Origin of the sequence: Streptomyces malaysiensis subsp. malaysiensis (assembly GCF_040653035.1) — a bacterium.
GTDB lineage: Bacteria > Actinomycetota > Actinomycetes > Streptomycetales > Streptomycetaceae > Streptomyces > Streptomyces malaysiensis.
In genome coordinates, this window is the sequence record NZ_JBEZNG010000020.1 from 162488 (window position 1) to 188808 (window position 26321).

18 protein-coding genes and 1 pseudogene are annotated in these 26321 nt (G+C 70.5%); 7 read left to right on the plus strand and 12 right to left on the minus strand.

The window, feature by feature from the left end; all coding sequences use genetic code 11:
- Window positions 1-49: 49 nt before the first annotated feature.
- Window positions 50-2464 carry a glycoside hydrolase family 65 protein gene (locus AB0E24_RS32430; protein ID WP_359382355.1) on the plus strand — a complete coding sequence of 805 codons (2415 nt, stop codon included), beginning with the start codon at window positions 50-52 and terminating at the stop codon, window positions 2462-2464.
- Window positions 2465-2647: 183 nt separating this feature from the next.
- Here AB0E24_RS32430 and AB0E24_RS32435 read toward each other — a convergent pair whose 3' ends face one another.
- Window positions 2648-3958 (minus strand): SLC13 family permease, encoded by a 1311-nt coding sequence (locus AB0E24_RS32435; protein ID WP_359382358.1) that lies wholly within the window; start codon window positions 3956-3958, stop codon window positions 2648-2650.
- 232 nt (window positions 3959-4190) lie between these two features.
- On the opposite strand from AB0E24_RS32435, the gene AB0E24_RS32440 reads away from it, so the two are divergent.
- Entirely contained in the window at window positions 4191-4901 is a 711-nt protein-coding gene (locus tag AB0E24_RS32440) for a FadR/GntR family transcriptional regulator (RefSeq protein WP_069860349.1), read from the plus strand.
- A 130-nt stretch (window positions 4902-5031) separates the two neighbouring features.
- Window positions 5032-6225 carry a S1 family peptidase gene (locus AB0E24_RS32445; protein WP_232637713.1) on the plus strand — a complete coding sequence of 398 codons (1194 nt, stop codon included), beginning with the start codon at window positions 5032-5034 and terminating at the stop codon, window positions 6223-6225.
- Between the two features lie 66 nt (window positions 6226-6291).
- Here AB0E24_RS32445 and AB0E24_RS32450 read toward each other — a convergent pair whose 3' ends face one another.
- Window positions 6292-7290: a multicopper oxidase domain-containing protein gene (locus AB0E24_RS32450; RefSeq protein WP_069860351.1), complete on the minus strand. Its 999-nt coding sequence runs from the start codon at window positions 7288-7290 to the stop codon at window positions 6292-6294.
- 201 nt (window positions 7291-7491) lie between these two features.
- Here AB0E24_RS32450 and AB0E24_RS32455 point away from each other — a divergent pair, with 201 nt between their 5' ends.
- Together AB0E24_RS32455 and AB0E24_RS32460 are read left to right on the plus strand one after the other, a co-directional pair.
- Window positions 7492-9990 carry a ThuA domain-containing protein gene (locus AB0E24_RS32455; protein ID WP_371350591.1) on the plus strand — a complete coding sequence of 833 codons (2499 nt, stop codon included), beginning with the start codon at window positions 7492-7494 and terminating at the stop codon, window positions 9988-9990.
- 38 nt (window positions 9991-10028) lie between these two features.
- A complete protein-coding gene (locus tag AB0E24_RS32460) occupies window positions 10029-12206 on the plus strand; it encodes an OmpL47-type beta-barrel domain-containing protein (protein ID WP_069860352.1) in 2178 nt (725 codons plus the stop codon).
- Window positions 12207-12321: 115 nt separating this feature from the next.
- On the opposite strand, the gene recQ is transcribed toward AB0E24_RS32460, so the two are convergent.
- Window positions 12322-14193, minus strand: a complete 1872-nt coding sequence (gene recQ, locus AB0E24_RS32465) for a DNA helicase RecQ (protein WP_093701518.1) — start codon at window positions 14191-14193, stop codon at window positions 12322-12324.
- Between the two features lie 155 nt (window positions 14194-14348).
- Between recQ and AB0E24_RS32470 the strand changes: the two genes are divergently transcribed.
- Window positions 14349-14909 carry a snapalysin family zinc-dependent metalloprotease gene (locus AB0E24_RS32470; RefSeq protein WP_069860354.1) on the plus strand — a complete coding sequence of 187 codons (561 nt, stop codon included), beginning with the start codon at window positions 14349-14351 and terminating at the stop codon, window positions 14907-14909.
- 58 nt (window positions 14910-14967) lie between these two features.
- On the opposite strand, the gene AB0E24_RS32475 is transcribed toward AB0E24_RS32470, so the two are convergent.
- From AB0E24_RS32475 to AB0E24_RS32515, 9 genes and pseudogenes are all read right to left on the minus strand, one after another.
- The gene (locus AB0E24_RS32475; protein ID WP_231981180.1) at window positions 14968-15765 is read right to left on the minus strand and encodes a DeoR/GlpR family DNA-binding transcription regulator; all 798 of its coding nucleotides are present in this window, start codon (window positions 15763-15765) and stop codon (window positions 14968-14970) included.
- A gap of 366 nt (window positions 15766-16131) precedes the next feature.
- Window positions 16132-17502: an NAD(P)/FAD-dependent oxidoreductase gene (locus AB0E24_RS32480; protein ID WP_347233889.1), complete on the minus strand. Its 1371-nt coding sequence runs from the start codon at window positions 17500-17502 to the stop codon at window positions 16132-16134.
- A 77-nt stretch (window positions 17503-17579) separates the two neighbouring features.
- Window positions 17580-18569 (minus strand): zinc-dependent alcohol dehydrogenase family protein, encoded by a 990-nt coding sequence (locus AB0E24_RS32485; protein ID WP_069860357.1) that lies wholly within the window; start codon window positions 18567-18569, stop codon window positions 17580-17582.
- Window positions 18566-19441, minus strand: a complete 876-nt coding sequence (locus AB0E24_RS32490; RefSeq protein ID WP_283882600.1) for a carbohydrate ABC transporter permease — start codon at window positions 19439-19441, stop codon at window positions 18566-18568. Before AB0E24_RS32490 ends, AB0E24_RS32485 begins: the two co-directional genes overlap by 4 nt.
- On the minus strand, window positions 19438-20403 hold the full coding sequence (locus AB0E24_RS32495) for a carbohydrate ABC transporter permease (protein ID WP_359382369.1): 966 nt from the start codon (window positions 20401-20403) through the stop codon (window positions 19438-19440). Before AB0E24_RS32495 ends, AB0E24_RS32490 begins: the two co-directional genes overlap by 4 nt.
- Window positions 20400-21749, minus strand: coding sequence for an ABC transporter substrate-binding protein (locus AB0E24_RS32500; RefSeq protein WP_102936602.1), 1350 nt, complete (start codon window positions 21747-21749; stop codon window positions 20400-20402). The genes AB0E24_RS32495 and AB0E24_RS32500 overlap by 4 nt, the downstream gene beginning before the upstream one ends.
- 50 nt (window positions 21750-21799) lie before the next feature.
- A complete protein-coding gene (locus AB0E24_RS32505) occupies window positions 21800-22561 on the minus strand; it encodes a DeoR/GlpR family DNA-binding transcription regulator (RefSeq protein ID WP_069860361.1) in 762 nt (253 codons plus the stop codon).
- 267 nt (window positions 22562-22828) lie between these two features.
- Window positions 22829-24192, minus strand: a pseudogene (locus tag AB0E24_RS32510) (6-phospho-beta-glucosidase); the annotation flags it as partial.
- Window positions 24189-24950: a DeoR/GlpR family DNA-binding transcription regulator gene (locus AB0E24_RS32515; RefSeq protein WP_079259900.1), complete on the minus strand. Its 762-nt coding sequence runs from the start codon at window positions 24948-24950 to the stop codon at window positions 24189-24191. The gene AB0E24_RS32515 and the pseudogene AB0E24_RS32510, both read right to left, overlap by 4 nt.
- Before the next feature lie 209 nt (window positions 24951-25159).
- On the opposite strand from AB0E24_RS32515, the gene AB0E24_RS32520 reads away from it, so the two are divergent.
- Window positions 25160-26296: a carbohydrate kinase family protein gene (locus AB0E24_RS32520; RefSeq protein ID WP_208720382.1), complete on the plus strand. Its 1137-nt coding sequence runs from the start codon at window positions 25160-25162 to the stop codon at window positions 26294-26296.
- The last annotated feature ends 25 nt before the right edge of the window (window positions 26297-26321 follow it).

Below are 26321 nucleotides of genomic sequence, written 5' to 3' on the forward strand. Positions count from 1 at the left end.
GGCCCGGACGACAATGGGGGAGTCGAGGGAGGAGAGCCGGTGAGCGGCCGTGTCGGACTGGGCGTGGGAGTACGAGGGCTATGAGCCCGGCGAGGAGCGGTTGCGGGAGTCGCTGTGCACACTCGGCAACGGCTACTTCGCCACCCGGGGCGCGGCCCCCGAGGCGGCCGCCGATGAGACGCACTACCCGGGCACCTATGTGGCGGGCTGCTACAACCGGCTGACCTCGGTGGCCGGCGGACGCCGGGTCGAGAACGAGGACATGGTCAACCTGCCGAACTGGCTGCCGCTGCGCTACCGCGTCCGCGACCCGGACCGGCCTCCCGGCCCCGGCGGCTGGCTCACCCCCGACGGGGACGAGCTGACCGGCTACCGGCAGACCCTCGACCTCCGGCACGGCATCCTCATGCGGCGGCCGCGCTACACCGACGGGCACGGCCGGGTGCTGCACGTCGAGCAGCAGCGCCTCGTCCACATGGGGGACCCTCATCTGGCGGCGGTGCGGACCACCTTCCGGGCCGAGGGCTGGTCCGGCACCGTCGAGCTGGAGTCGGGGCTCGACGGCGCCGTGGCCAACACCGGTGTGGCCCGCTACGACGCGCTGGCCGGCCGCCATCTCATCGACCATCGCACCGGCGCCGCGGGCCCCGACACCGTCTGGCTCAGCTGCCGCACCACCACCTCCGAGGTGCGCGTGGCCATGGCCGCGTGCACCCGGGCCGTCCGCGGCGAGCCCAGCGGCACCGGGCAGCGGCTGACCCACAGCGCGGCGATGCGCACCCTGGCCGTGCCGGTCGCGCCGGACGCCCCGGTCACCGTCGAGAAGACCGTGGCGCTCTACACCTCCAAGGACCCCGCGATCAGCGATCCGGTCCAGGCCGCGCTCGACGGGGTGGGCCGGGCGCCGGGGTTCGGCAAGCTGCTCGCCTCCCACCGCACCGCATGGGAACACCTGTGGCGCGAGGCGGCGTTGGAGGTCCCCGGCGAGGCGGGCCACATCCTGCGGCTGCACCTGTTCCACATCCTTCAGACGCTCTCCCCGCACACCGCGGAGCTGGACGTGGGCGTCCCGGCCCGCGGCCTGCACGGCGAGGCGTACCGCGGACATGTCTTCTGGGACGAGCTGTTCGTGCTGCCGTATCTGAACCTCCACTTCCCCGAGGTGTCCCGGGCCCTGCTGCACTACCGCCACCGGCGGCTGCGCCAGGCGTGCCGCGCCGCCGAGGACGCCGGGCGGGCCGGGGCGATGTACCCGTGGCAGAGCGGCAGCGACGGGCGCGAGGAGACCCAGACGCTGCATCTGAACCCGCGCTCCGGCCGCTGGCTGCCGGACCACTCCCGGCTCCAGCACCATGTGGGCTCGGCGGTGGCGTACAACGTGTGGCAGTACTGCCAGGCCAGCGGCGACACCGACTTCCTGCACACCAAGGGCGCGGAGATGCTGCTCCAGATCGCCCGCTTCTGGGCCGACACCGCCGTACCTGACCCGGACGGCGGGCGGTACCGCATCCGCGGGGTGGTCGGGCCCGACGAGTATCACGACGGCTACCCCGGCGCCGACCGCCCCGGGATCGACGACAACGCGTACACCAACGTCACCGCCGCCTGGGTGCTCGACCGGGCCCTGGAGCTGGCCCGCACCCTGCCCGAGCCGCGCCGCCGCGAGCTGTTCGAGCGGGTGGGCCTGGACCGCGCGGAGCCGGAGCGCTGGGAGGACGTCTCACGGCGGCTGCTGGTCCCCTTCCACCGGGGCGTCATCAGCCAGTTCGAGGGCTACGGGGAGCTGGCCGAACTCGACTGGGACGGCTATCGCGCCCGCTACGGCGACATCCGGCGGATGGACCGGATCCTGGAGTCCGAGGGCGACTCCGTCAACCGCTACCAGGTCTCCAAACAGGCCGACGCGCTGATGCTCGGCTATCTCTTCGGCCCCGCCGAACTGTCGGCCCTCTTCCGGCGGCTCGGATACGCCCTGGACGACGACATCTGGCGCGCCACCGTGGAGTACTACCTCGCCCGGACCAGCCACGGCTCGACCCTCAGCGAGCTGGTGCACGGCTGGGTGCTGGCGCGGGCGCGCCGGGCCGAGGCGTGGCGGCACTGCCAGGAGGCGCTGCTCGGCGATGTGGCGGACGTCCAGGGCGGCACCACCGGCGAGGGCATCCACCTCGGCGCCATGGGCGGCACCCTCGATCTGGTGCAGCGCGGTCTGACCGGTCTCGAGACCCGTGAGGACGCCCTGTGGCTGGACCCGGTGCCGCTCCCCGAGCCGTCCGGGCTCTCGGAGTACCGCTTCTCGATGCGCTATCGCGGCCACTGGGGCGTCGCCCTGCGGGTGCGGGCCGGGAGGCTGTGGATCAGCGTGCCGGACTCGGAGGAGCGCCCGATCGAGGTGCGGCTCCCCGACCGCTCGCTGACCGTCGCCCCCGGCGAATCCCACTGGCTTCCGCTGCCACCCGGCTGAACGGCGGTCCGCGCTTCCGGGACCGGCTGTCCTGGTACGACTTCCCGGTCCGCCTCTTGCGGTCCGCCTCTTGCGGTCCGCCTCTTCCGGTCCGCCTCTTACGGTCCGCCCACCGGGCCGATTCGCCCTCGGCCGCGCGGCCGGTTCCCCCTGGGCCGCGCGGCCGGTTCCCCGTCGGTCCGGTCAGCCGAGGCCGGGGACCACCATCGTCAGCCAGACGACCGGGGGGACCGCCACCACCATGATCCCGCCGTAGACCATCAGCTGCCGGAAGAACCGGTCCCGGTCCACATCCGGCGCGTTGGCCAGCACCAGCGCCCCGTTGGTCGAGAAGGGGCTGACGTCGACGACGGTCGCCGACACCGCGAGGGCCGCGATCATCCCCACCGCGCCGATGTCGCCCTGGGCCAGGAAGGGAACGGCGAGCGGGATCAGGGCGCCCATGATGCCCACCGAGGAGGCGAAGGCGGAGACGATCCCGCCGATGTAGCAGAGCAGCAGCGCGGCGAGCAGCGGAATCCCGATGTCGCTGACCGCCTTGCCCGCGTAGTCGATGGTGCCCATCTCGTCCAGCACCCCGACATAGGTGAGCACACCGCAGATCAGCAGCACGGTGGGCCAGGTGACCTCGTTCACGGCCTTCTTGCCGTGGTCCGGCCAGAAGACGCTGAGGGCCACGGCGAGTGTGATCGAGGTGAGCCCGGCGTCCAGGTCGAAGGCGAGCACCGCGACCACCAGCGCCACCAGCGCGGCCAGTGTGGCGATACGGGCTGGGGTGAGACGGCTCTCCGCGTCGGCCGGCGCGTCCACCGCCGCCCCCACCTCGCCGTCCTCGCCTTCCTTCCCGTCCCTCTTGTCCTGCCGGATCTCCCCGGCGGCGACGGCGGTCCTGGGGAGCTTCAGCCCGCCGCAGACGACGAAGACGACGGCGGCGATGACGAGGTTGACCACCAGGCTCGCGAGGAACAGCGTGACCTCATTGCCGGGGAGCTTCTCCCGGTCCACGATGCCGTTGACGATCGATCCGTAGATGCTGATCGGGGAGAAGCCGCCGCCCTGGGCGCCGTGCACCACCATGGCACCCATCAGCAGCGGGCTGATGTGGTAGCGCGCGGCGAAGGAGAGCGCGAGAGGCGCGACGATCGCGACCGCCGCCGGGCTCACCGCCCCGATCGCGGTCAGCACCCCGCTGATCGCGAACATCACCCATGGGATCAGCGCGACCCGCCCGCCCACCAGCCGGATCGAGGCGTGCACCAGCCAGTCGGTGGTGCCGTTGGCCCGGGCGAGGGCGAAGAGGTACGTCACCCCCACCAGCACCACGAACAGATCGCCCGGGAACCCGGCGAAGATGTGGTCCGCGCTGAAGTCGGCGACCAGCTCGCCCACGCCGAAGGCGGCGGCGAAGGACAGGGCGCCCATGTTGATCGACCGGGTGGTGGCGATGACGAAGACCACCACCAGCACGAGTATCGAGATCAATTCGTCGGACATCGAGCGCTCCCGTCACTGGGACCCGGTCGGCGCACCGGGGACGGTCGGGCCAAGTGGCCTGCTGGCTCAGCCACGTTGAGGGCCGGACGGTTCGGCAGTCAAGACATCGGTGGCAGATTGGCTCAGCCAATTGGCCAGTGCTCCACAGGGCCGCAAGACCGCCGCGCCATCCATCCACCCGGTGCTACGCTGCGAATCGGGGCCATCACAAACCGCGATGGGGGGAGCTCGTATGGCCGGGGACGCGCTGCGCCCGATGAACCGTCAGCGCCTGTACGAGCAGGTGCTGGAGCGGCTGCGCGCCTATGTGGAGGAGGGCGGGCTGCGCGCGGGCGACCGGCTGCCGACCGAGCGCGAGCTGGCCCAGCGGCTCGGGATCAGCCGCGCCTCCGTCAAACAGGCCATCGTCGTCCTCGAGGTGCAGGGGCTGGTCGAGGTGCGCCAGGGCGGCGGTATGTGCCTGCTGCGCGACAGCCTCGACACCGAGCCCGTCGAGCGGCTGGTGGAGCGCCGCCGTCGGCTGCCCGATGTGCTCGACGCCCGCGAGGCGTTGGAGACCAAGCTGGCCGAGCTCGCCGCCGAGCGCCGCACCGATGACGACCTCATGGCCCTCCAGCAGGCCCTGGACTGGATGGAGGACGAGATCGAGGGCGGGCGCTACGGCATCGAGGGCGACCGCCGCTTCCACGCCGCCGTCACCGCGGCCGCGCACAGCCCGCTGCTCGCCGAGTTCATGCGCTCGATCGCCGACCAGATCGCCGAGAGCCGCGAGGAGTCGCTGCACCAGCCCGGCCGTCCCAGGCGTTCCCTCGCCCAGCACCAGCGCATCCTGGACGCCATCGCCGAGCGCCGCCCCAAGGCCGCCGCCGCGGCCATGCGCCGCCATGTCCGCACCGTCGCCCAGGTGCGCCTGCTCAACTGGAATCCGGACGAAGCCCCTTGAGTCCGCCGCGGCGTCGTGCCCGAGTGTGACCGATCACCATCTTGGTCTGGACTTTCCCCCCTGGCTCGCTAGGCTCTGCGCGATCGACACGTGAAAGCGCTCTCACCAGCTGAGCAGAAGGGGAACTTCCATGAGACGGAAGCCCGTTGTCCGTGCCGGACTGTCCGCACTCCTCGTCCTCGGTGCCCTCTCGGGCGCCGGCGGGGCCTTCTCCACCGCCGCCGCGGCATCCGGCGCCGACACCCCGGCGGCCAAGCCCGCCGCCGCGTCGGCGCCGTCCGCCGGCCTCGTCCGCGCACTCGGCCGGGACCTCGGCCTGACCGCGGACCAGGCGCGCGAGCGGCTGGGCCAGGAAGCCGCCGCCATGAAGCTGGAGCCCAAGGCCAAGCGCGCCGCGGGCACCTCCTACGGCGGCTCGTGGTACGACGCGGGCAGCGGAAAGCTGGTCGTCGGCGTCACCAGCGCCGAGCGGGCCGCATCGGTACGGGCCACGGGCGCCACCACCCGGATCGTCGAGCACAGCGCCGACGCGCTCGACGCGGCCAAGGCGCGCCTGGACGAGCGGTCCCGGAAGAAGGCCGCCCCGGCCGGGGTGAGCAGTTGGAGCACCGACCCCCGGGCCGGTGCCGTCGTGGTCCGGGTCCGTGCGGGGCACGAGGGCGACGCCGCCGTGCGCGCGTTCCTCCGCGAGGCCGACCGCTCGTCCTCGGTCCCGGTCACCGTGGAGAAGGCGCCCGCCCAGGCGCCGACCACCTTCGCCGCCGGAACGGTCGGCGGCGACCCGTACTACACCGGCAACGTCCGCTGCTCCATAGGCTTCTCGGTCCAGGGCGGCTTCGTCACCGCCGGGCACTGCGGCCAGGCGGGGGGCTCCGTCAGCGGCTGGGACGGTTCGTACATCGGCAACTTCCAGGGCTCCTCCTTCCCCGGCAACGACTACGCCTATGTCAGCGTCGGCAGCGGCTGGTGGACCGTGCCGGTGGTGCTCGGCTGGGGCACCGTGCCCGACCAGCTGGTCCGCGGCTCCGCCGAGGCCCCGATCGGCGCCTCCATCTGCCGTTCCGGCTCCACCACCCACTGGCACTGCGGCACGGTGCTGGCCAAGAACGAGACGGTGAACTACAGCCAGGGCGCCGTGCACCAGATGACCAAGACCAGCGTATGCGCCGAGGGCGGTGACTCCGGCGGCTCGTTCATCAGCGGTGACCAGGCCCAGGGCGTGACCTCCGGCGGCTGGGGCAACTGCTCCAGCGGCGGCGAGACCTGGTACCAGCCGGTCAACGAGATCCTGTCGGTGTACGGCCTGCGGCTGCACACCGCCTGACCGGGCGACACGGCGACGGGGCGGGCCGGTGGCCCGCCCCGTCGTTTCCGTACCGGCGGCTGATCTTCAGTGGTGCGCGGACATCGGGTGCGGGTCGTAGCCGGGGATGGTGCCGTCGGACTTGGCGACCAGGAACAGCCCGGCCATGCCCATATCGGAGTGGCTCTGGACATGGCAGTGATACATCCAGGCGCCCGCGCCGACGTTCTCCCCGGCGATCACCTGGAAGCCGAAGGAGTCGGCGGGCCCGGTGATCTTGTTGTCGATGACCCGGCTCACATCGTCCGGGCCTTCCAGCAGCCCGGTGCGGTTGTCCGCCCAGCGGTGTCCGTGCATATGGAAGGTGTGGTAGTACTCGCCGTGGGTGATCATGATGATCTCGACGCGGTCGCCCACGGTCGCCCGGAACTCGGGGGCGTCATGGCCCGCCTTGTTGTTGATCGTCATGTCGTTGAAGACGATCGTGAACTGCTTGTCCGGCAGGATGTCGCCCGCCCGCCGCACCACCACCGGGCCGTACAGCCCCTTGCGGAGCCCGCCGGTGCCGTGCGGGGTGCCCACCGCGTGGTCGTGGTAGTGCCAGTAGCCCGCGCTGCCCGGCCGCCAGGTGCCGTCGGCGCGCTTGCCCGGGGCGTGGGTGCGCCAGGTGTAGGTGCGGGTGCCGCCCGGCTCCACCGCGCTGCGGTTGAGCTCGGTGCCGTCGCTGGCGACGTCGTAGTCCAGGCCGTGCACATGGAGGCTGGCCGTGACGTCCATGGTGTTCTCGAACTCGATGTGCAGGGTGTCGCCCTCGGTCAGCTCGATCAGCGGACCGGGGATGCTGGCCTTGCCCTTTTCGAGCCCGTAGCCCATCTGGCCGTCCGGCAGCTTCTCGGCGTAGAGCTTGAGATGGCGGACGGTCCCGCCGGCGGTCGCCGTCCGGACGGCGCCACGTTGGGCTGCCGGCGCCTTCGCGGCGGCGGAGGTGGTGAGGGCCAGCGGTCCTACGGCCGCGGCGGCCGCGCCGCCGGTGAAGAGCCGTCTGCTGAGACCGCGTCTGGATGTGAAGGCGGGTGCGTCGCTCATCGTTCTCCCAAATAGCTGTGGATCCCCTGCCATTGACGATGCGCAGATGCCCCGGGGTGCTCTCACGGTAGCCGGGCGATCCTCGTTCATCCACACTCAGGACAAAGTTCGTTGAGTTGCGGTCATAGCTATTGGCGACTCGCGAAAAGCCGTCTAGCTTCCTTCGCGGTGCTTCCGGTACGTGAGAGGGATGGGTGACCAATGCGGGACATGCCGTATCAAATGCCCTCGAAGAGAAGAGGGCTGACAGCCGGTCGGCTGCGAAAGAGACGCGCGGGGGTGGCGGCACTGCTCTTCGGCGCCCTCACCGCGGCCCTGCTGGGCGGGACCCCCGCCAGCGCCCGGCCCGAGGATCGTGCGCCACTCACGCTGCCGTCGCCGCCCGGCGGTGACAATGTCCGGGTCCTGGTGTTCCACGGCTCGGCGGGGGACGAGCCGGCCACCGTGAACGCGGGCATCGAGGCCATCGAGCGGATCGGCAACCAGGGCCCCGCGGCGACCCGGTTCACCGTCGACGCCACCGCCGACGCCTCGGTCTTCACCAAGGCCAAGCTGGGCAAGTACAACGCCGTGGTCTTCCTGACCGGCGGCGGGGATGTGCTCGACCCCGAGCAGGAGGCGGGGCTCGAGTCGTACATGGAGGCGGGCGGCGGCTTCCTCGGCATCCATGACGCGGCCCGCAACGAGCCGTACTCCGACTGGTATTCCGGGCTGATCGGCGCCCGCCCGGCCGCCACGAACCCGGCCACAGCCCAGCGGGCCGTGGTGGAGGTGGGCGACCGCGTCCACCCGGCCACCAAGGAGCTGCCGCTGGAGTGGAAGCGCACGGACACCTGGCTGAACTGGAAGGACAACCCCTCCGGCGCGGTGCACACGGTGGCCCGGGTCCGTGAGTCCAGCTATCAGCCGGGCACCGGCGCCAACGGCTGGGACCACCCGATCTCCTGGTGCCGTGACTACGACGGCGGCCGCTCCTTCTACACCGGAATGGGCGGTACGGTCGCCACCTTCCAGGAGACCGACTTCCGGGCCCATCTGCGGGGCGCGCTGCTGTGGACCACCCGTCTCTCCAGCGCCGACTGCAAGGCCACCATCAACGCGAACTACAAGGCCGAGCGCGTCACCAAGCCCAACCAGCCCGGCCAGTCCGACCAGATCGGCGAGCCGCACGGCCTCGTCGTCGCCAAGGACGGCCGGGTGCTCTACATCGGCCGCGGCGGCGGTGACAACAGCGCGCCGGTGGTCACCGACTGGAACGACCCGGAGATCGGCAAGGGCCAGGGCCAGATCCATGTCTACGACCCGGCCACCGGCAAGGTGACGCTCGCGGGCGCCCTGACCGTCTTCGGCAACAAGGGCGGCGGCGATGAGCTGATCAAGGTCGAGGAGGGGCTGCTCGGCATCGAGCTGGACCCGGACTTCCTCGACAACGGCTGGGTGTATCTCCACTACACCCCGCACTCCCGGATCAACCGGGACACCCAGATGGCCGAGCGCCGCGTCTCCCGGTTCACCCTGGACCTGAAGACCGACAAGCTGGACCTGGCCTCGGAGAAGGTCCTGCTCTCCTGGCCGGTCCAGATCCACAGCTGCTGCCACGCGGGCGGCGGGATGAGCTGGGACTCCAAGGGCAATCTCTACATCGCCACCGGGGACAACAACTCCTCGCAGTTCAGCGACGGCTACTCCGGTAACAACCCGGAGCCGAACTACAAGGGCGTCTCCTTCGCCGACGCCCGCCGCACCGCGGGCAACACCAACAACCTCAACGGCAAGATCCTGCGCATCCACCCCGAGGACGACGGCACCTACACCCTCCCCGAGGGCAATCTCTTCACCGGAAAGGAGCCCGACGAGGGCGGTGGCAAGACCCGTGGCGAGATCTATGTGATGGGTGTGCGCAACCCGGCCCGGATCTTCGTGGACCAGAAGACCGACATCCTCTACGCGGGCTGGGTCGGCCCCGACGCGGGCGAGCCCAGCACCACCTGGGGCCCGGCCAAGTACGACACCTTCGCCGCCATCACCAAGGCGGGCAACCACGGCTGGCCGTTCTGCATGGGCAACAAGCAGCCCTACCGGGACCGCAATCTGCCCGATCCCGGCAAGCCCCTGGGCTGGTACGACTGCGACCACCCCAAGAACGAGTCGCCCAACAACAACGGTCTGGTGAACCTGCCGCCCATCACCGGGAACACCATCTGGTACTCGCCGCAGGGCGGTGCCCCCGACTATCCGCGGGACGCCAACGGCATCCCCAGCTACAAGGCGTCGGAGGCCAAGTTCCTGCTGCCCTGGCTCAAGGGCGGCGGTCAGGCCACCATGAACGGCCCGGTCTACCGCTTTGACGCCGACAGCGACTCCACCACCAAGTGGCCCGCCTACTGGGACGGCAAGTGGTTCGTCGGCGACTTCTACGACGCCGACCAGCCGCGCCACGCGGTGGTGACCGACCCGAAGACGGTCGGCAAGGGCGGGCTGCCGGTGCACGCCGAATCCCTGAAGAAGATCATCCCGGTGGGCGCCGACGGCATCCGCAACCTCATGGACTGGAAGTTCGCCCCGGACGGCTCGCTCTACGTCCTCGACTACGGGCGCGGCTTCTTCACCTCCGACTCCAAGTCGGCGCTGTGGCACATCACCTACACCGGCGGCGAGCCCACTCCGCTCGCCAAGGACCTGGTCAGGAAGGCGGAGTGACCGTGAAACGAAGGCGCCAGAAACCCATCAGACCCTGGATGCCCCTCTTCGCCGCGCTGCTCATGATCCTCGGACTGAGCTCGGCCACGGCGACGGCGGCGGGCGGGCAGGACAACACCCGGCAGGCCGCGGAGCAGGTCCTCACCTGGACCGCGGGTGACGACATCACCAAGTACGCCTCGGCGCCCACCACCGCGGTAGCCGGGAAAACCACCATCGTCTTCGAGAACAGCACGGCCACCGGCAACACGATGGGGATGCCGCACACCCTGACCTTCGATGTCTCCGACCCCGAGTACAACAACGACGTCCCGCTGAACATCCTGGCCAACCCCTCGGACGACAGCGGCGGCAAGCACACCGCCGAGGTCACCCTCAGCCCCGGCCGCTACCGCTACCACTGCACCATCCCCGGCCACGGCCAGATGCAGGGGATCCTGGTGGTCACCGACGGCGGCGGTGGCGAGGACACCACCGCGCCCGACGCGTCGGCCAAGGTCGAGGGCGAGAAGAACGCGGACGGCGCCTACATCGGGATGGCCACCGTCACCGTGTCCGCCACCGACGAGGGCTCGGGCGTGGACCGGATCGAGTTCGCGGAAGGGGACGGGGCGTTCCAGCCGTACACCGCCCCGGTGATGGTCCACCAGGTGGGCGCGCACACCATCCGCTACCGGGCCGTGGACAAGGCCGGAAACGTATCGGAGGTGAAGTCGGTGGACTTCACCGTGGTGGCGCCGCCGACGGACGACACCACACCGCCCGAGACCTCGGCCACCGTCTCCGGTGAGAAGGACCCGTCCGGCGCCTACATCGGCATGGCCACCGTGACCGTCACCGCCTCGGACACCGGCTCCGGGGTCAACCGGATCGACTACGCCCTGGGCGACGGGGAGTTCCAGCCCTACACCGGTCCGGTGATGGTCCATGACGCGGGCGCGCACACCGTCCGCTACCGGGCGGCGGACAAGGCGGGCAATGTGTCCGAGGTGAAGTCGGTGGACTTCACCGTGGTGGCCCCGCCGGCCGAGGACACCATGCCCCCGGTGGTCTCCGCGAAGGTCGACGGTACGAAGAACTCCGACGGTGCCTATGTGGGCAGCGCCAAGGTCGCGCTCACCGCGGCGGATGACGACTCCGGGGTGGAGAAGGTCGAGTACTCCCTGGACAGCGGTCCGTATCTCGCCTACACCACCCCCGTGGTGGTGGACCGGGTGGGCCGCCACACCGTCGCGTACCGCGCCACCGACAAGGCGGGCAACACCTCCGAGGCCCAGCAGATCGCGTTCAGCGTGGCCGAGGGCGGCGGAGTGCCCGCACCCGCGTGTCCCGAGTGGGACGAGCGCCTCACGGTGATCGTCGGCACGGTGGACACCGGCGTCCCCAACCGCATCACCCGCAGCCGCTGCACCATCAATGAGCTGATCGAGGACGAGAAGGACTGGTCCTCCCACGCCCTGTTCCTCAAGCACGTCACCTCCGTCACCGACAAGCTGCTCGGCGACGGCGTCATCGACCAGCGCGAATACCGGGCGATCAACAAGGCGGCCAAGCAGTCCGGGATCGGCAAGCCCGGTCAGGACGAGGGCTACCGCCCGCTGTTCGACGGCACCAAGAAGTCCTTCGACAAGTGGCAGCACGTGGGCGGCGGGGCCTTCGGTCTCAATGACGACGGCAGCATGACCAGCGACACCTCGGTCGAGGGCATGGGCATGCTGTGGTTCCCGCAGCGGACGTACGACGACTTCTCGCTGAAGCTCCAGTTCCGGGATGACGCACCCGGGACGGGCAATGCCAACGGCGGTGTCTTCGTGCGCTTCCCCTATGTGCACGACCACCCCGAGGAGTCCCGTCCGGAGTGGGTCGCCATCAAATACGGGCACGAGGTGCAGATTCTCGACCGTCCCGACGGCGATATGTACAAGACCGGATCGATCTACGGTTTCGACCGGGTCGGGCTCAGCGGCGCCGGGGTCACCCCCAAGGGCAGCTGGAACGACTATGAGATCCGGGTGATCGGCCAGCACTACTCGATCTACCGCAACGGTGTGCTGCTCAATGAGTTCGACAACACCGGCGGCCAGGAGTTCACCCCGCCGCGCTCGGACGACCCCGGCACGGACGGCCGCCGGTACTCCTCCGGGTACATCGGTCTCCAGGTCCACAGCACCGACGATGTGATCTCGTACCGCGACATCCGCATCCAGGAGCTCTAGGCGCCATTGCGTACGGCCGACCTGCCGAACCCCCCGCTTCCGGCTTCCGGAAGCGGGGGGTTCGGCGTACGTCGGGCGGAGCCGGGCGTGGGCGTATGGACGTGTGTATATGGCCTCAGGACGCCAGGGTGTCCAGAATCCCCTGTCCGTACTTCACCAGCTTGTTCTCGCCGACCCCGTTCACCGTGCCGAGCTCATCCAGCGTGGCCGGGAGACTCGTCGCGATCTCGCGCAGGGTGGCGTCGTGGAAGACCACATACGCGGGGACACCCTGCTCCTTCGCGGTCGCAGCCCGCCAGGCGCGCAGCCGCTCGAAGACCGGCACGGCCTCCTCCGCCAGATCCACCGGGGCCTTCTTGGCCTTCCCCGAGGCGCCCGTCTTCCCCTTCGCGGCCCGCGAGACCTTCTCCGGTTCGCGCCGCAGCCTGACCTCGTGCCGCCCGTTCAGCACCTCCGCGCTCGCGTCGGTGAGCACCAGCGTGCCGTAGTCCCCCTCGACCCCGAGCAGCCCCTGGGCCAGCAACTGCCGTACCGCGCCGCGCCATTCGGCCTCGCGCAGCTCCGTGCCGATGCCGAACACCGACAGGGCGTCATGGTCGAACTGGATGACCTTGGCGGTCTTCTTGCCGAGCAGGATGTCGATGATCTGGCCGGCGCCGAACTTCTGGTTGCGCTCCCGCTTGAGCCGCACCACCGTGGACAGCAGCTTCTGCGCGGGGACGGTGCCGTCCCGGACTTCCGGCGGTGTGAGGCAGGTGTCGCAGTTGCCGCAGGGGGTGGACTCCTGGCCGAAGTAGGCCAGCAGCCCCACCCGGCGGCACTCCACCGTCTCGCACAGTGCCAGCATCGCGTCGAGATGGGCGCCCAGGCGCCGCCGATGGGTGTCGTCGCCCTCGGAGGTGTCGATCATCTTCCGCTGCTGGACGACGTCCTGGAGCCCGTACGCCAGCCATGCGGTGGAGGGCAGCCCGTCCCGCCCGGCGCGGCCGGTCTCCTGGTAGTAGCCCTCGACGGACTTGGGCAGGTCCAGATGGGCCACGAACCGCACATCGGGCTTGTCGATGCCCATGCCGAACGCGATCGTGGCCACCACGACCAGACCGTCCTCGCGCAGGAAGCGCGCCTGGTGCTCGGCGCGGATCCGCGCGTCCAGCCCCGCGTGGTACGGCACCGCGTCGATGCCCTGGGCGACCAGGAACTCGGCCGTCTTCTCCACCGAGGCGCGGGACAGGCAGTAGACGATCCCCGCGTCGCCCGGGTGCTCGGTGCGCAACAGCTCCAGCAGCTGCTTCTTGGGCTCGTTCTTGGGGGCGATCCGGTACTGGATGTTCGGGCGGTCGAAGCTGGCCACGAAGTGCAGCGCGTCCTGGAGCTTCAGCCGGGACGCGATCTCGGAGTGGGTGGCCTCGGTGGCGGTGGCGGTCAGCGCGATCCGGGGCACGGTGGGCCAGCGCTCATGCAGCTCGGACAGGGCCAGATAGTCGGGCCGGAAGTCGTGCCCCCACTGGGCCACACAGTGCGCCTCGTCGATGGCGAACAGCGAGACCGTGCCCCGGTCCAGCAGCCGCAGCGTGGACTCGACCCGCAGCCGCTCCGGTGCGAGATAGAGCAGATCCAGCTCGCCCGCGAGGAACTCGGCCTCGACCAGCCGCCGCTCGTCCAGGTCCTGGGTGGAGTTGAGGAACCCGGCCCGGACCCCGAGGTTCCGCAGGGCGTCGACCTGGTCCTGCATCAGCGCGATCAGCGGGGAGATGACGACGCCGACGCCCTTCCGGACCAGCGCCGGGATCTGGTAGCACAGCGATTTGCCACCGCCGGTCGGCATGAGGACGAGCGCGTCACCACCGGCCACCACATGGTCGATGATCTCCTGCTGCCCTCCCCGGAACGCGTCGTAACCGAAGACGCGGTGCAGGACGTCGAGCGCGGCGCTCGTCTCGGGGCCTGGTGCGTCGCTCATGTCGGGGCCGGTGTCGGGGAGAGCCATCCGGTGATTCTAGGGTGTGGGGAGGTACTCGCGGTGACCGCCTGTGGACAACCGGCCGGATGCGACAGGGTGGGTGGGCACGGTGGCCGATGAGCCGGACGGCATGCCATGCTCATGCCCACTCCGTCCATCCTTTCCCCACGAGGAGGCCGATCGTGAGATCCAGCACGTTCGTACGCGCCTTACCCGCCGCGGTGACCGCGGTGCTCGCCCTGACGGCCGGACAGGCCGTGGCCGCTCCCGCCTCCGCCGCCCCGGCGGAGCACACCGCGGCCGCGCGGGTGGTGACCTACGACGCCAGCGGGGCGGCCGAGTTCAAGGACGCCGTGACCAAGGGCGCGGCGGTCTGGAACGAGAGCGTGGTCAACGTCCAGCTGAAGCCGGCCACATCCGGTCAGCGGGCCAACGTGCGCATCATCGCGGACGACGGATGGCCGCGCACCGCGTCCACCGGCCTCGGCAGCGGCACGATCTACTTCGGTCGCCAGGCGGTCGACGAGGGCCACAACACCGTGCGGATCTCGTCGCACGAGCTGGGCCACATCCTGGGCCTGCCCGACCGAAAGCCCGGCCCCTGCTCCAGCCTGATGTCCGGCGCCAGCGCCGGTACGTCGTGCACCAACGCCTACCCGAACGCCGCCGAGAAGGCCGAGGTCGAGGGCGACTTCGGCCTCGCCGGGGCGGCGGCCCTCGGGGCGCGCACCTTCCGGGACTGACCCGGGGCGTCGGACACCGGGCAGCGGGCATCCCGCGCGCCCGGTGTCCGACGCGGCGTCACACCGTGATGACCTCCGTGTCGGGCAGCGCCCGGAAGGGGCCGAGCTGGTCATCGGTGGCGCCGCTGTCGGTGACCAGCGTCCACGGCCGGTCCAGCGGGGCCCAGGCGGTGAACGGGGACTCGCCCAGCTTGCTGCTGTCGGCGAGGACGTACACCTCCCTGCCGCGGTCGGCCATCATCTCCTTGAGCGCGGTCTGGTGCAGACTCGCCTCGCAGATCCCCAGCCGGGCGTCCAGCCCGTCGGCTCCCAGGAAGACCTTGTCCGCGGTCAGCCGGGACAGGGTCAGCTCGGCGAGCGGTCCGACGAAGCCCTGGCTGACATGGCGCAGGGTCCCGGCGAGAGTGATCACCTCCACGCCGTCCGCCTCGGCCAGTTCGCGCAGCGCGGTGAGCCCGCTGGTGATCACGGTCAGATCGGTACGGGCGCGCAGATGGTGGGCGAGCCGACCGGTGGTGGTGCCGGCGTCGAGGATCACGGTGTCGCCCGGCCCGATCCGCGCGGCCGCCCAGCGCCCGATGCGGTCCTTCTCGGCGACCGCGAGCCCGCTGCGCTGCCCGAGAGTGGGCTCGGCGGTGTGACCCGCGCTCATCGCGCCGCCGTAGGTGCGGGCGATGGCGCCCTGTTCGGTGAGGAGCGCCAGATCCCGGCGGATGGTGGAGGGAGTCACCTCCAGCGAGCGGGCCAGCTCCTCGACGACGACCGTGCCATCGGTCTGGATCATTCGCGCGATCAGTTCCCGGCGGTCCACCGCGCGCAGCCGCCTGCGCTCTTCCGCCCCGGTCTCCTGACTCATGGCGGCCCCCATCCTTCCGTAACCCTGCGCGACTCCGCGCAGCCCTGAGCAACATTATCAGTCTGCGCATTCCGCGCTGTTTCGCTGCGGATGCTGCGCAGAGTCTTGCGTGTTACGTGCGGTCGTGCGAGTGTTCCGCTCACAACGCGCATGGAGCGGGGAGGTCGTAGGACGGGGGAGAGCGTGCCGACGCGGGTCGGAACGGGGGGCGAGGCGCCGTCCGACACCCTCGGCCTCGCGGCAGCCCCATGCTGAACGGCGCGCCGGTGCTCGGCAGTACGGCCATCGGCGCCGACCTGATGTGCCGGGCCGGGGCGGGGGAGGAGCCCATGGGACGGGGGTCCGGGGCTCCCGCCCGACCGGAGGTCAGCCCTCCACGCGCATCGGCGGGTCCGTCAGCCCCCGGGCCCGCGGCAGCAGCACGGTCCGCAGGGCGACCCCGGGGGACAGCAGACGGGACGGGCCCGCCGCCAGATAGATGACATCACGGAACGCCGCGCCGACCGCCCGGTCGATCGCCGCCCGGTCCGCCAGCCGCCCGAAGTACCAGCTCCGCAGCCGCTCGGCCGCTCCCGGCGGGGTGGCGTCCGCGTCCGTGGCGTACGGGCGGTCCGCGCCCACGGCGGTCAGCCAGGCGGTGTCGCCCGCCCGGGCCACCGCGCGCTGCGCCGTGGCCGCGAAGCCGGGCCGCAGACCCCCCTCGGCCAGGCAGCGGCGCAGGGCCAGCCCGCTGAGGGCGGCCACCGCCATGCCCTGGCCGTAGATCGGGTTGAAGGTGCAGGCGGCGTCCGAGACCGCGAGGAAGCCCTCGGGCACGCCGCCCGGGGCGTCGTAGTGGCGGCGGCGGTTGGAGGTGTCGCGGAAGCCGTACGGCGGGGAGACCGGTTCACAGGTCAGCAGATGTTCGTACAGCGCCGGTTCGCCCAGGGACTTGACGAAGCCCGGCACCTGCGAGCTCTCGGTCGGCGGATGCTGACCGCGCACCCCCGACAGCGTCAGCAGCCAGTGGCCGCCCTCGACCGGGGACCATGCCGCACCGCGCGGAAGGTCCGGGCGCGGCTGGATGACCATCACCATGTCCAGCGGTTCGGCGGGCCGGAACATCTGGGTGCAGTAGCCGATCCCGGCGTCCACGACCTCCTCGCGCGGTGCCGGGGCGCCCAGTTCGGCCAGCCACTTGGGAGCGCGCGAGCCGCGCCCCGAGGCGTCCACGACCAGATCGGCGGACAGCTCCCGCTCGGCGCGCCCGGCGTCCCGGCTCCGCACCCGTACGCCGGTGACCCGGTCCGCGTCGCCGAGCAGCCCGACGGCCTCGGTGCCCTGGAGCACCTCCACCCGGGTCCCGGACCCCTCGGCCTCGGCCAGCACCCGCGTCCGTACGGTGGCGTCGAACAGCGCCCGGGTGCAGCTGGTGGTGGCGTGTCTGCCCTCGTGGAAGCGGCGCTGCCAGCCGTTGGGGGCCTTGGTGATCACATCGCGCGGCGCCTCCAGACGGTGTGCGCCGGCCGCCTCCAGTTCACCGTTCAGCCCGGGTAACAGCTCTTCCAGGGCGCGCCGCCCGCCGCTGAGGAAGACATGCAGATGGCGGCCCTGGGGCACGCCCTTGCGGAAGACGGGCTGCTCCGGGTAGCGATCGCGCTCCACCAGGGTGACCGTGTCGACGTGGCCGATGAGCGCACCGGCCGCCAGCGTGCCCGCGAGCCCGCCGCCCACCACCACCGCGTCGCCCTTGCCCATCTGCCCGCCCTCCGCCGATCGTGATCATTGACGGCCCAAGCCTGGTGTCCCGGGCTTGGGCCGTCAACCACGCACGGTTACGGGACCACCACGATCTTGCGGCCCTGCCCCGCCTTGAACTGGTCGAGCGCCTTGGGGTACTCCTCCAGCGGCAGCCGGTGGCTGATGAAGATCTTCGGGTCCAGCACCCCGCTCGCGAACAGCCCGGCGGCACGCTCGTAGCTGTGCAGCACGGCCATCGAGCCGGTGATGGTGATCTCCTGGTTGTAGATCTTGTACGGCTCGATGGTGGCCCGCGTCGCGTAGTCGGAGACACCGAATTGCAGGAACGTCCCGGCCTTGGCCACCCGGCCCAGACCGTCCTGAATGGCGGCCTGGTTGCCGGTGGCGTCGATGACCACGTCCCAGCCCCGCGGCTGATCCAGCTCGTCCGCCGAGCCGGCGGCCCGGGAGCAGCCGAGGGTGGTGGCGGTGGACAGCCGCTCGGAGTTGACATCGAGCATGTCCACGCTGGTGGCGCCGGTCCGCTTGGCCAGCTCCAGCATCATCAGCCCCATGGTGCCGGAGCCGTAGATGAGCACCTCGGCGCCCAGGTTGCCGTGGAGCACGTCATAGCCGCGCACCGCGCAGGACAGCGGCTCGATCAGGGCCGCGTCGGCCACGTCCACATGCTCGGGCAGCTTGACGCAGTTGGCCACCGGGGCCACCGCGAACTCGGCGGCCCCGCCGGGGACGCTGACCCCGATCGCGTTCCAGTTGTCGCACAGATTGCCCCGGCCGATCCGGCAGTAACGGCACTCATGGCAGTGCAGGGAGGGGTCCACGGCGACCCGGTCGCCCTCCGCCAACTCGGTGACATCGCTGCCGACGCCGACGACCACACCGGCGAACTCGTGCCCGGGGACGATGGGCAGCGTGGGTGCGAACTCCCCCTGCAAGATATGCAGGTCGGTGCCGCACAGCCCGCAGGCGGCCACATCCACCACGACCTCGCGGGGACCCGGGGTGGGGTCCGCGACGGTGGCGACGGTGACCTTCCCGGGGGCTTCGATGACTGCGGCCCTCATTTGACTGCTCCTAGCGAAAGGCCCTGGACCAGCTTGTCCTGGGCGGCGAAACCGGCGGCGAGCACCGGCAGGGAAATGACCATCGACGCCGCGCACACCTTGGCCAGGAAGAGCCCCTGGCTGGTGACGAACGTGGTCAGGAACGCCGGGGCGGTCTGGGCGACCACACCGGTGAGCACTTGGGCGAAGAGCATCTCGTTCCAGCTGAAGATGAAGCAGATCAGCGAGGTGGCGGCGATGCCCGGGCCCGCGATCGGGGCGACGACCCGCCACAGGATGGTGGGCAGCCGCGCGCCGTCCATCTGGGCGGCCTCGATGATCGACACCGGGATGTCGGCGAGGAAGGACTGCATCATCCACACCGCGATCGGCAGGTTCATCGAGGTGTAGAGGATGACCAGCAGCCAGACGTTGTCCAGGAAGCTGATGTCCCGCGCGAACAGGAAGACCGGCAGCAGTCCGGCCACCACCGGCAGCATCTTGGTGGACAGGAAGAAGAACATCACATCGGTCCACTTGCGCACCGGCCGGATCGACAGCGCGTACGCCGCCGGAAGCGCCAGCACCAGCACGAAGCAGGTGGAGAAGATGGATGTGCCCATCGAGTTCAGCAGCGCGGGCCAGGGGCTCGCGCCGCCGCCCGAGCCGAAGAACTCCTTGTACCCGTCCAGGGTCAGCGAAGCGGCCAGCGAGGGCGGGTTGGTGGCCGCGTCGGTCTCGGAGTGGAACGAGGTCAGCAGCATCCACAGCACCGGCAGCACGAAGACGACGCCGATGAACCAGGCCAGCACGGCCAGCGCCGTACCGCGCCGCTTCGCGCGGCGGGTGGCCTCCGAAACGGTGGTGATGACTGGGGTGCTCACGGCGGTCATGCGTGGGACACCTCCTCACGGAAGAGGGACGAAACCACGCGCAGCGCGAAGGTGGCGATGATGATCGTGCCGATCACCACGACGACCCCGGCGGCCGATGCCAGGCCGTACTCATGGGCGTTGTAGAAGGTTTCGTAGATGGTGTACGGGAGGTTGGCGGTGCCGAGGCCACCACGGGTCATGGTGAACACGGCGTCGAAGTTCTGCACGATGTAGATGGACCCCAGCAGGGTGCCCAGCTCGAGGTAGCGGCGCAGATGCGGAAGGGTCAGGAAGCGGAAGATCTGCCAGTTGCTCGCCCCGTCCAGCCGGGCCGCCTCGAGGGTGTCCAGCGGACGGCTCTGGAGCCCGGCCAGCAGGATGAGCATCATGAACGGCGTCCACTGCCAGATCAGCGACGCCTCCACCGCGATCAGCGGCGTATCGGTGAGCCACTCCGGCTGGGGCCCGCCCAGCCAGTTGAGCACGCCGTTGAACAGGCCGTACTCGGGGTTGTACAGCGCGTGCTTCCACAGCAGCGCCGAGGCCACCGGCACCAGCAGGAACGGCGCGATGAGCATGGTGCGGACCAGGCCACGGCCGCGGAACTTGCGGTCGAGCAGCAGCGCCAGCAGCAGCCCGAGCACCACGCTGACGATCACCACGGAGGCGGTCAGCAGCACGGTGGTGCCGATGGACTCGCGCAGCGCCGAGTCGCTGAGCACCGTCTTGTAGTTCTCAAGACCCGCGAACGCACGGCGGTCGGGCCGGAACGAGTTCCAGTTGAAGAGCGAGATCACCAGCGTCGCCACGAACGGAAGCTGGGTGACCACGATCAGGAAGATCAGCGCGGGCAGCAGCGGCGCCCGGGTGGCCCACTCCCGGGCCCGGTTCCGGGGCGCCGCGGGGCGCCCCGCGGAGGCTGTGGTCGCGGCCGGTGGCCGCTTGCCGCTCACGGGTACGGCCGTCGTCGGATTACTCATCGGTACTCCTCGCCGACGTTCTCGGCCAGCTTCTGCGACTTCTTCAATGCCGACTCGACGGACTGCTTTCCGGCGATGGCGGCGCTGATCTCCTGGGCGACCTTGGTGCCCAGATCGGCGAATTCGGGGATGTCGACGAACTGGATACCGATCGTCGGCCGCGGCTGCACACCCGGATCGCGCGGCTTGGCGCCGAGGATCGCCTTACGGGTCTCCTCGGAGAAGGTGGCGGCGGTTTCCCGGTACTCCGGGGTGGAGTAGGTGGACGTCCGCTTGCCCGCGGGCACATTGGCCCAGCCGAAGTTCTTGCCGACCAGGGCCTCGTACTTCTTGCTGGATGCCCAGGAGATGAACTTCCACGCGTTGTCCGGGTGGCGCGACGCCTTCTGCACGCCCCAGGCCCAGGTGTAGAGCCAGCCCGAGCTCCGGGTCTTCTCCACCGGCGCCTGGACATATCCGATCTTGCCCTTGACCGGGGACTTGTCGGCCTCCAGCGATCCGGCCGCCGAGGTGGCGTCGTACCACATGGCGCTCTTGCCCTGGGTGAGGTTGTTCAGGCACTCGGCGAAGCCCGACTGGGCCGCACCGGCCTCACCGTGCTTGCGCACCAGGTCGACATAGAACTTGGTCGCCTTGACGAACTCGGGCGAGTCCAGCTGCGCCTTCCAGTCCTTGGTGAACCAGGTGCCGCCGAAGGTGTTGACCACCGTGGTCAGCGGGGCCATCAGCTCACCCCAGCCGGGCAGGCCGCGCAGACAGATCCCGTTCATCCCCTTGCGGGCGCCGTCCAGCTTGGCCGCGATGTCCGCGACCTGCTGCCAGGTGGGCCGCTCGGGCATCTTCAGATTCTTCTCGGCCAGGACGTCCTTGCGGTACATCAGGAACGACGATTCACCGTAGAAGGGCTCGGCGTAGAGCTTGCCGTCCTCGGCGGTCAGCGACTCCCGCATCGAGGGGAGGATGTCCTTCTGGTCGAACGCCTTGTCCTTGTTGGCGTAGCCGTCGAGCGGCAACAGCCAGCCGTTCTTCGCGTAGAAGGGCACCTCGAAATTGCTGATGGTGGCCACGTCGTACTGACGCGCCTGATTGGCAAAGTCCTGACTGATCTTGTCGCGGACCTCGTTCTCGGGCATCATGGTGAATTTAACCGTGATGCCCGTTTCCTTGGTGAAATACTTTTTGGTGAGCTTTTGCAGGTCGACCATCTGCGGGTTGTTCACCATCAGGACATTGACGGTCTTGTCGCCTGAGCTGCCGCCCCCCATACCGGCGCAACCGGTGAGGAGCGCGCCCGCGGTCAGGGCCACCACCGGTATCCGGGCAGCGCGAAGAGTCAGGACTGGCATAACGGGTCCAATCGAAGGGACGTGGGGAAGGAAAAACAGCGGAGAAAGGGTCAGACCCTGACGATCTGGGGGCCCAGCAGCGAATAGCGATGCGCCTCGGTCAGCGGCAGACCGGTATCGGTCACGATGGTTTCGAAGTCCGAGACATCCGCGAATCGGCAGAAACTGACGGCTCCGAATTTGGTGTGCACCCCGGAGAAGATCTTCCTCCGGGACACCCGCACCACCTGTGCCTTGATCTCGCTGACCGCCGGATCCGGGGTGGTCAGGCCGTACTGGCGGGAGATGCCGTTGGCGCCGATGAACGCCAGGTCGATGACGAAGCCCGAGAGCATATGCGTCGCCCAGTGGTCGACGGTGGCCATCGTGCCGCCGCGCACCCGGCCGCCGAGGAGCAGCACGGTGGTGTTGTCACGGGTGGCGAGGCCGGTGGCGGTCGTGAGGGAAGCGGTGATCACGGTGAGCGGCCGGTCCCGGGGCAGGGCCTCCGCGATCAGCTGTGGGGTGAATCCCTCGTCGACGAAGACCGTCTCGGCATCGCCCAGTAGATCCGCCGCGGCGCTCGCGATCCGCGACTTCTCCGGTACATGCATGGTGGTGCGGAAGGCGAGGGTGGTCTCGAAACCGGCGCTTTCCACGGGGTACGCGCCGCCATGGGTGCGCCGAACCAGTCCGTGCTGTTCCAGGACTCGCAGGTCGCGGCGCACCGTCTCCTTGGACACCCCGAGATCGGCGGCGAGCTTGCCGACATCGACGACGCCGGCACGGCGAGCCGTGTCGAGGATCTCCCGACGGCGTTCCTCCGCGTCCACGCCGCACCTCCTGCCTAGGTCTTTCGGCTTGCGTGGCAGTTTTACAAGCGTGCAACAGGAGAGGCCAGCCTTGGCACCATGGAGATCGTGACCGTATGCGCCCGTTTCACAATCGTTATGAGGGCAGGTCGGGGTGGGTGAGGCCACGGACGGTGAGGAACCCGGATGCCTGGTTGTCCACCCGCCGGGCCCGTTTCCCGCCCGTTTACCGAAAGAGGGCGTGAACGGAGCCCGACCGGGCGGGTTCAGATACTGGGGAATGCCCGAACGGACATGTGCTAGAGGCGGGTGAGCGCGCCGGAGGCTTCGAGGATCCGGCCCGCGACCTTGACCGAGTCCACCAGCGGGTGGAGTGCGAGGGCCCGCAGGGCCGCACCGCGGGCGATGCCCGAATCGCTGCCCGCTTCGGTCGTGGCCGCCTCGATGGCCGAGCGCTCCACCGCCTTGATCGACAACATCAGGCCAAGCTGGTCCGGGGCCACCGCGCCGGTCGCCAGCGGCCGCGCCCCGCCCGCGTCCACCAGACAGGGCACCTCCACCACGGCGTCCTCGTCAAGACCGGGGACGGCCGTGCGGTTGCGCACGTTGAGGATCAGCGTGGCGCGCTCATCGCGGGCGATGGCCCGCATGATGGCCAGCGCGATCCGGTCGTAGCCGCCGCCGTCCAGATCACAGGTGTCGCGCTCCCAGCCGCCGGTGGCCTCACGGCTCTCCGCCATGTACGTGGCCTCGCGCTCCAGCCGGGTGCGCTCCCACGCCCTGAGCGCCCCGGGCGCACCGGAGCCCGCCGTCTCGTAGAACCGGGCCTGCTGGTCGCGGAGGAACTCCCCACGGGTGGCCGGGGCCTGACGGATCGAGGCCACCGACTCCCGGTTGAAGTAGTAGTAGTGCAGATACTCGTTGGGCAGCGCGCCGAGCGCCCGCAGCCACTCGGCGCCGAAGAGCTTGCCCTCCTCGAACGACTCCAGGGCGCCGGTGTCGCCGAGCAGCTCCGGCAGCCGGTCCCGGCCGTCCACCACCACCCGGCGCAGCCAGCCCAGATGGTTCAGGCCCACATAGTCGTAGACGGCCCGGTCCGGATCGGCGCCGACCGCCCGCGCGGCGCGGCGGCACAGGCCGACCGGGGAGTCACAGATGCCGATCACCCGGTCGCCGAGCACCCGCTGCATCGCCTCGGTGACCATGCCCGCCGGGTTGGTGAAGTTGATGACCCAGGCGTCCGGGGCCACGGCGGCGATCCGCTCCGCGATCCGCAGCGCCACCGGGAGGGTGCGCAGTCCGTAGAGCACCCCGCCCGCGCCGACGGTCTCCTGCCCCAGCACCCCTTCGGCGAGCGGAATCCGCTCGTCGGTCGCCCGGCCCTCCAGACCGCCGACGCGGATGGCCGAGAAGACGAAGTCGGCGCCGCGCAGCGCCTCGTCGAGATCGGTGGTGGCCCGGACCACGGGGGCGCTGGGGCGGCCCGCGGCCTGTTCGGCCAGGACCGCGCGGATCGCGTCCAGCCGGCGGGAGTCGGTGTCGTACAGCACCAGCTCGGTGCAGCGCCCCGCCTCGTCCCCGGTGTCATCGAGCAACGCCCGGTACACCAGGGGCATACGGAACCCGCCGCCGCCCAGCACAGTCAGCCTCATACGGTCACTACCTCCACATCGGCCTCGCGGAACACGGCGAGCGTCGCCGGGTCGGAAGTCTTGTTGGTGATCAGGGTGTCGATCCGCTCCGGTCCGCAGATCCGGGCGAGGCCGGTGTCGCCGGGGAACTTCCCCGCGGTGGCCAGCAGCACCACCTCCCGGGTCGCGCCGAGCATGGCCCGTTTGACGGGCACCTCCACATGGGTGCTGTCCAGCACGCTGCCGTCGGGGAGCACCCCGCTCGCGCCGAGGAAGAGCCGGCCGACCCGCAGCTGGCGGATGTTGGACTCGGTCAGGAAGCCGACCACGGAGCGGTAGTTGGCGCGCACCTGCCCGCCCAGCAGGATCAGCGTCACCAGCGGATCGTCGCGCAGCTCGTCGTAGACCGCGAGATTGCTGGTCACCACGGTGACCGGACGGCCGCGCAGCAGCTTGGCGAGCTGGAGGGTGGTGGTGCCGATGTCCAGCAGCAGCACATCGCCGTCGGTGACCAGCTCGGCGGCGGCGCGTGCGACGGCCTCCTTGTCGGCCAGGTCGTCGACCGCCACCTCGCCGAACGGCCGCTCCTCGTCCTGCGAGGGTGCCGCCACCGCGCCGCCGTAGACCCGGGTGAGCCGGCCCGCCCGGCCCAGCTCGGTGAGGTCCCGGCGGGCCGTGGCCTCGCTGATGCCCAGGCGTGTGGCGATCTCCCCGATGGGCAGCACGCCCTCCTCGCCGAGGATGCTCAGCAGCTTCTCGTGGCGGGTCTCTCGCAGCATGGTGGCAACGTACTCCAGATGAGCGAGTTTGCGCGAGTGTGATCGACCTCTTGCATTCGGCATCGGTGAGGTGCAAGGTGTCGCTCACGCCACCAGGGTCCTTCTGACGGATTCCCGCGGGCGAAGGGCCGGGCGCCGTGACGCCGCGGAGATCCGTCAGAAGGGCCCTGGGCGAGAACAAGCCATGCCGCACAAGGAAAGGCACGTCGGTGAGCACCACGGCCGGAACACCCGATCCCATCCAACCGATCCAACCGATCGACCCGCTCGCGGCGCTGCGCGCCTCCGAGGACCCCGAGCACGACGTCTACCTCACCGGCACCGTGTTCCTGGACATCATCTTCACCGGGCTCGACCACGCCCCCATCCGCGGCACCGAGTCCTGGGCGCGCGGCATGGGATCGAGCCCCGGCGGCGTCGCCAACATGGCCACCGCCGTGGCCCGGCTGGGGCTGCATACCACGCTCGCCGCCGCCTTCGGCACCGATGTCTACGGCGACTACTGCTGGGAGAGCCTCGCCCTCGGCGAGGGAGTGGACCTCGCCCACTCCAGGCGCGTCCCCGGCTGGCACTCCCCGGTCACCGTCTCCATGGCGTACGAGGGCGAGCGCACCATGGTCACCCATGAGCACCCGGCCCCGCCGCCCGCCGTCCAGGGCGACCCGCCCCGCTCCCGCGCCTGTGTGACCGCCTTCGAACCAGGGCGCCAGGAGGACTGGGTGCGCCAGGCGCACGCGCAGGGCAGCAAGGTCTTCGCCGATGTCGGCTGGGACGAATCCGGCCGCTGGGACCCCGCCGCGCTTCTCGATCTGCCCTACGCCCACGCCTTTCTGCCCAACGCGGCCGAGGCCCAGCGCTACACCCGCACCGACAGCCCCGAGCGGGCGGTGCGCGCCCTGGCGGAGCAGGTGCCGATCGCGGTGGTCACCAGGGGCGCCGAGGGCGCCGTGGCCCTCGACTCGCTCACCGGGGAGAGCGCCGAGGTGCCGGGGCTGCCCGTGGACGCGCTGGACCCGACCGGCGCCGGCGATGTCTTCGTGGCCGGTTTCATCACCGGCACGCTCGCGGGCTGGCCGCTCGCCGACCGGCTCGCCTTCGCCAACCTCACCGCCGCCCTCTCCGTCCAGCACTTCGGCGGCTCCCTGGCCGCGCCCGGCTGGCCGGAGGTGGCCGCCTGGTGGAGCCGGACGCGGCGGGCGGCCGACGGCGGGGCGGACGCGGCCGAACTCGCCCGCCGCTACGGCTTCCTGGGCGATCTGATCCCGGACCGGGTGCGCGACTGCCCGCGGCTGCGGGCCCTGCCCACCATCGGCTTCCGGGTGCATGACAGTGCCCAACGGTCCTGACGGTCCCGACCACCGCATCGAGGAG

Coding starts and splice junctions, on each gene's coding strand:
- AB0E24_RS32435 (WP_359382358.1), bottom strand. CDS start 3,958: ATGTCCGACGAATTGATCTCGATACTCGTGCTGGTGGTGGTCTTCGTC.
- AB0E24_RS32440 (WP_069860349.1), top strand. CDS start 4,191: ATGGCCGGGGACGCGCTGCGCCCGATGAACCGTCAGCGCCTGTACGAG.
- AB0E24_RS32445 (WP_232637713.1), top strand. CDS start 5,032: ATGAGACGGAAGCCCGTTGTCCGTGCCGGACTGTCCGCACTCCTCGTC.
- AB0E24_RS32450 (WP_069860351.1), bottom strand. CDS start 7,290: ATGAGCGACGCACCCGCCTTCACATCCAGACGCGGTCTCAGCAGACGG.
- AB0E24_RS32455 (WP_371350591.1), top strand. CDS start 7,492: ATGCGGGACATGCCGTATCAAATGCCCTCGAAGAGAAGAGGGCTGACA.
- AB0E24_RS32460 (WP_069860352.1), top strand. CDS start 10,029: ATGCCCCTCTTCGCCGCGCTGCTCATGATCCTCGGACTGAGCTCGGCC.
- recQ (WP_093701518.1), bottom strand. CDS start 14,193: ATGGCTCTCCCCGACACCGGCCCCGACATGAGCGACGCACCAGGCCCC.
- AB0E24_RS32475 (WP_231981180.1), bottom strand. CDS start 15,765: ATGAGTCAGGAGACCGGGGCGGAAGAGCGCAGGCGGCTGCGCGCGGTG.
- AB0E24_RS32480 (WP_347233889.1), bottom strand. CDS start 17,502: ATGGGCAAGGGCGACGCGGTGGTGGTGGGCGGCGGGCTCGCGGGCACG.
- AB0E24_RS32485 (WP_069860357.1), bottom strand. CDS start 18,569: ATGAGGGCCGCAGTCATCGAAGCCCCCGGGAAGGTCACCGTCGCCACC.
- AB0E24_RS32490 (WP_283882600.1), bottom strand. CDS start 19,441: ATGACCGCCGTGAGCACCCCAGTCATCACCACCGTTTCGGAGGCCACC.
- AB0E24_RS32495 (WP_359382369.1), bottom strand. CDS start 20,403: ATGAGTAATCCGACGACGGCCGTACCCGTGAGCGGCAAGCGGCCACCG.
- AB0E24_RS32500 (WP_102936602.1), bottom strand. CDS start 21,749: ATGCCAGTCCTGACTCTTCGCGCTGCCCGGATACCGGTGGTGGCCCTG.
- AB0E24_RS32515 (WP_079259900.1), bottom strand. CDS start 24,950: ATGCTGCGAGAGACCCGCCACGAGAAGCTGCTGAGCATCCTCGGCGAG.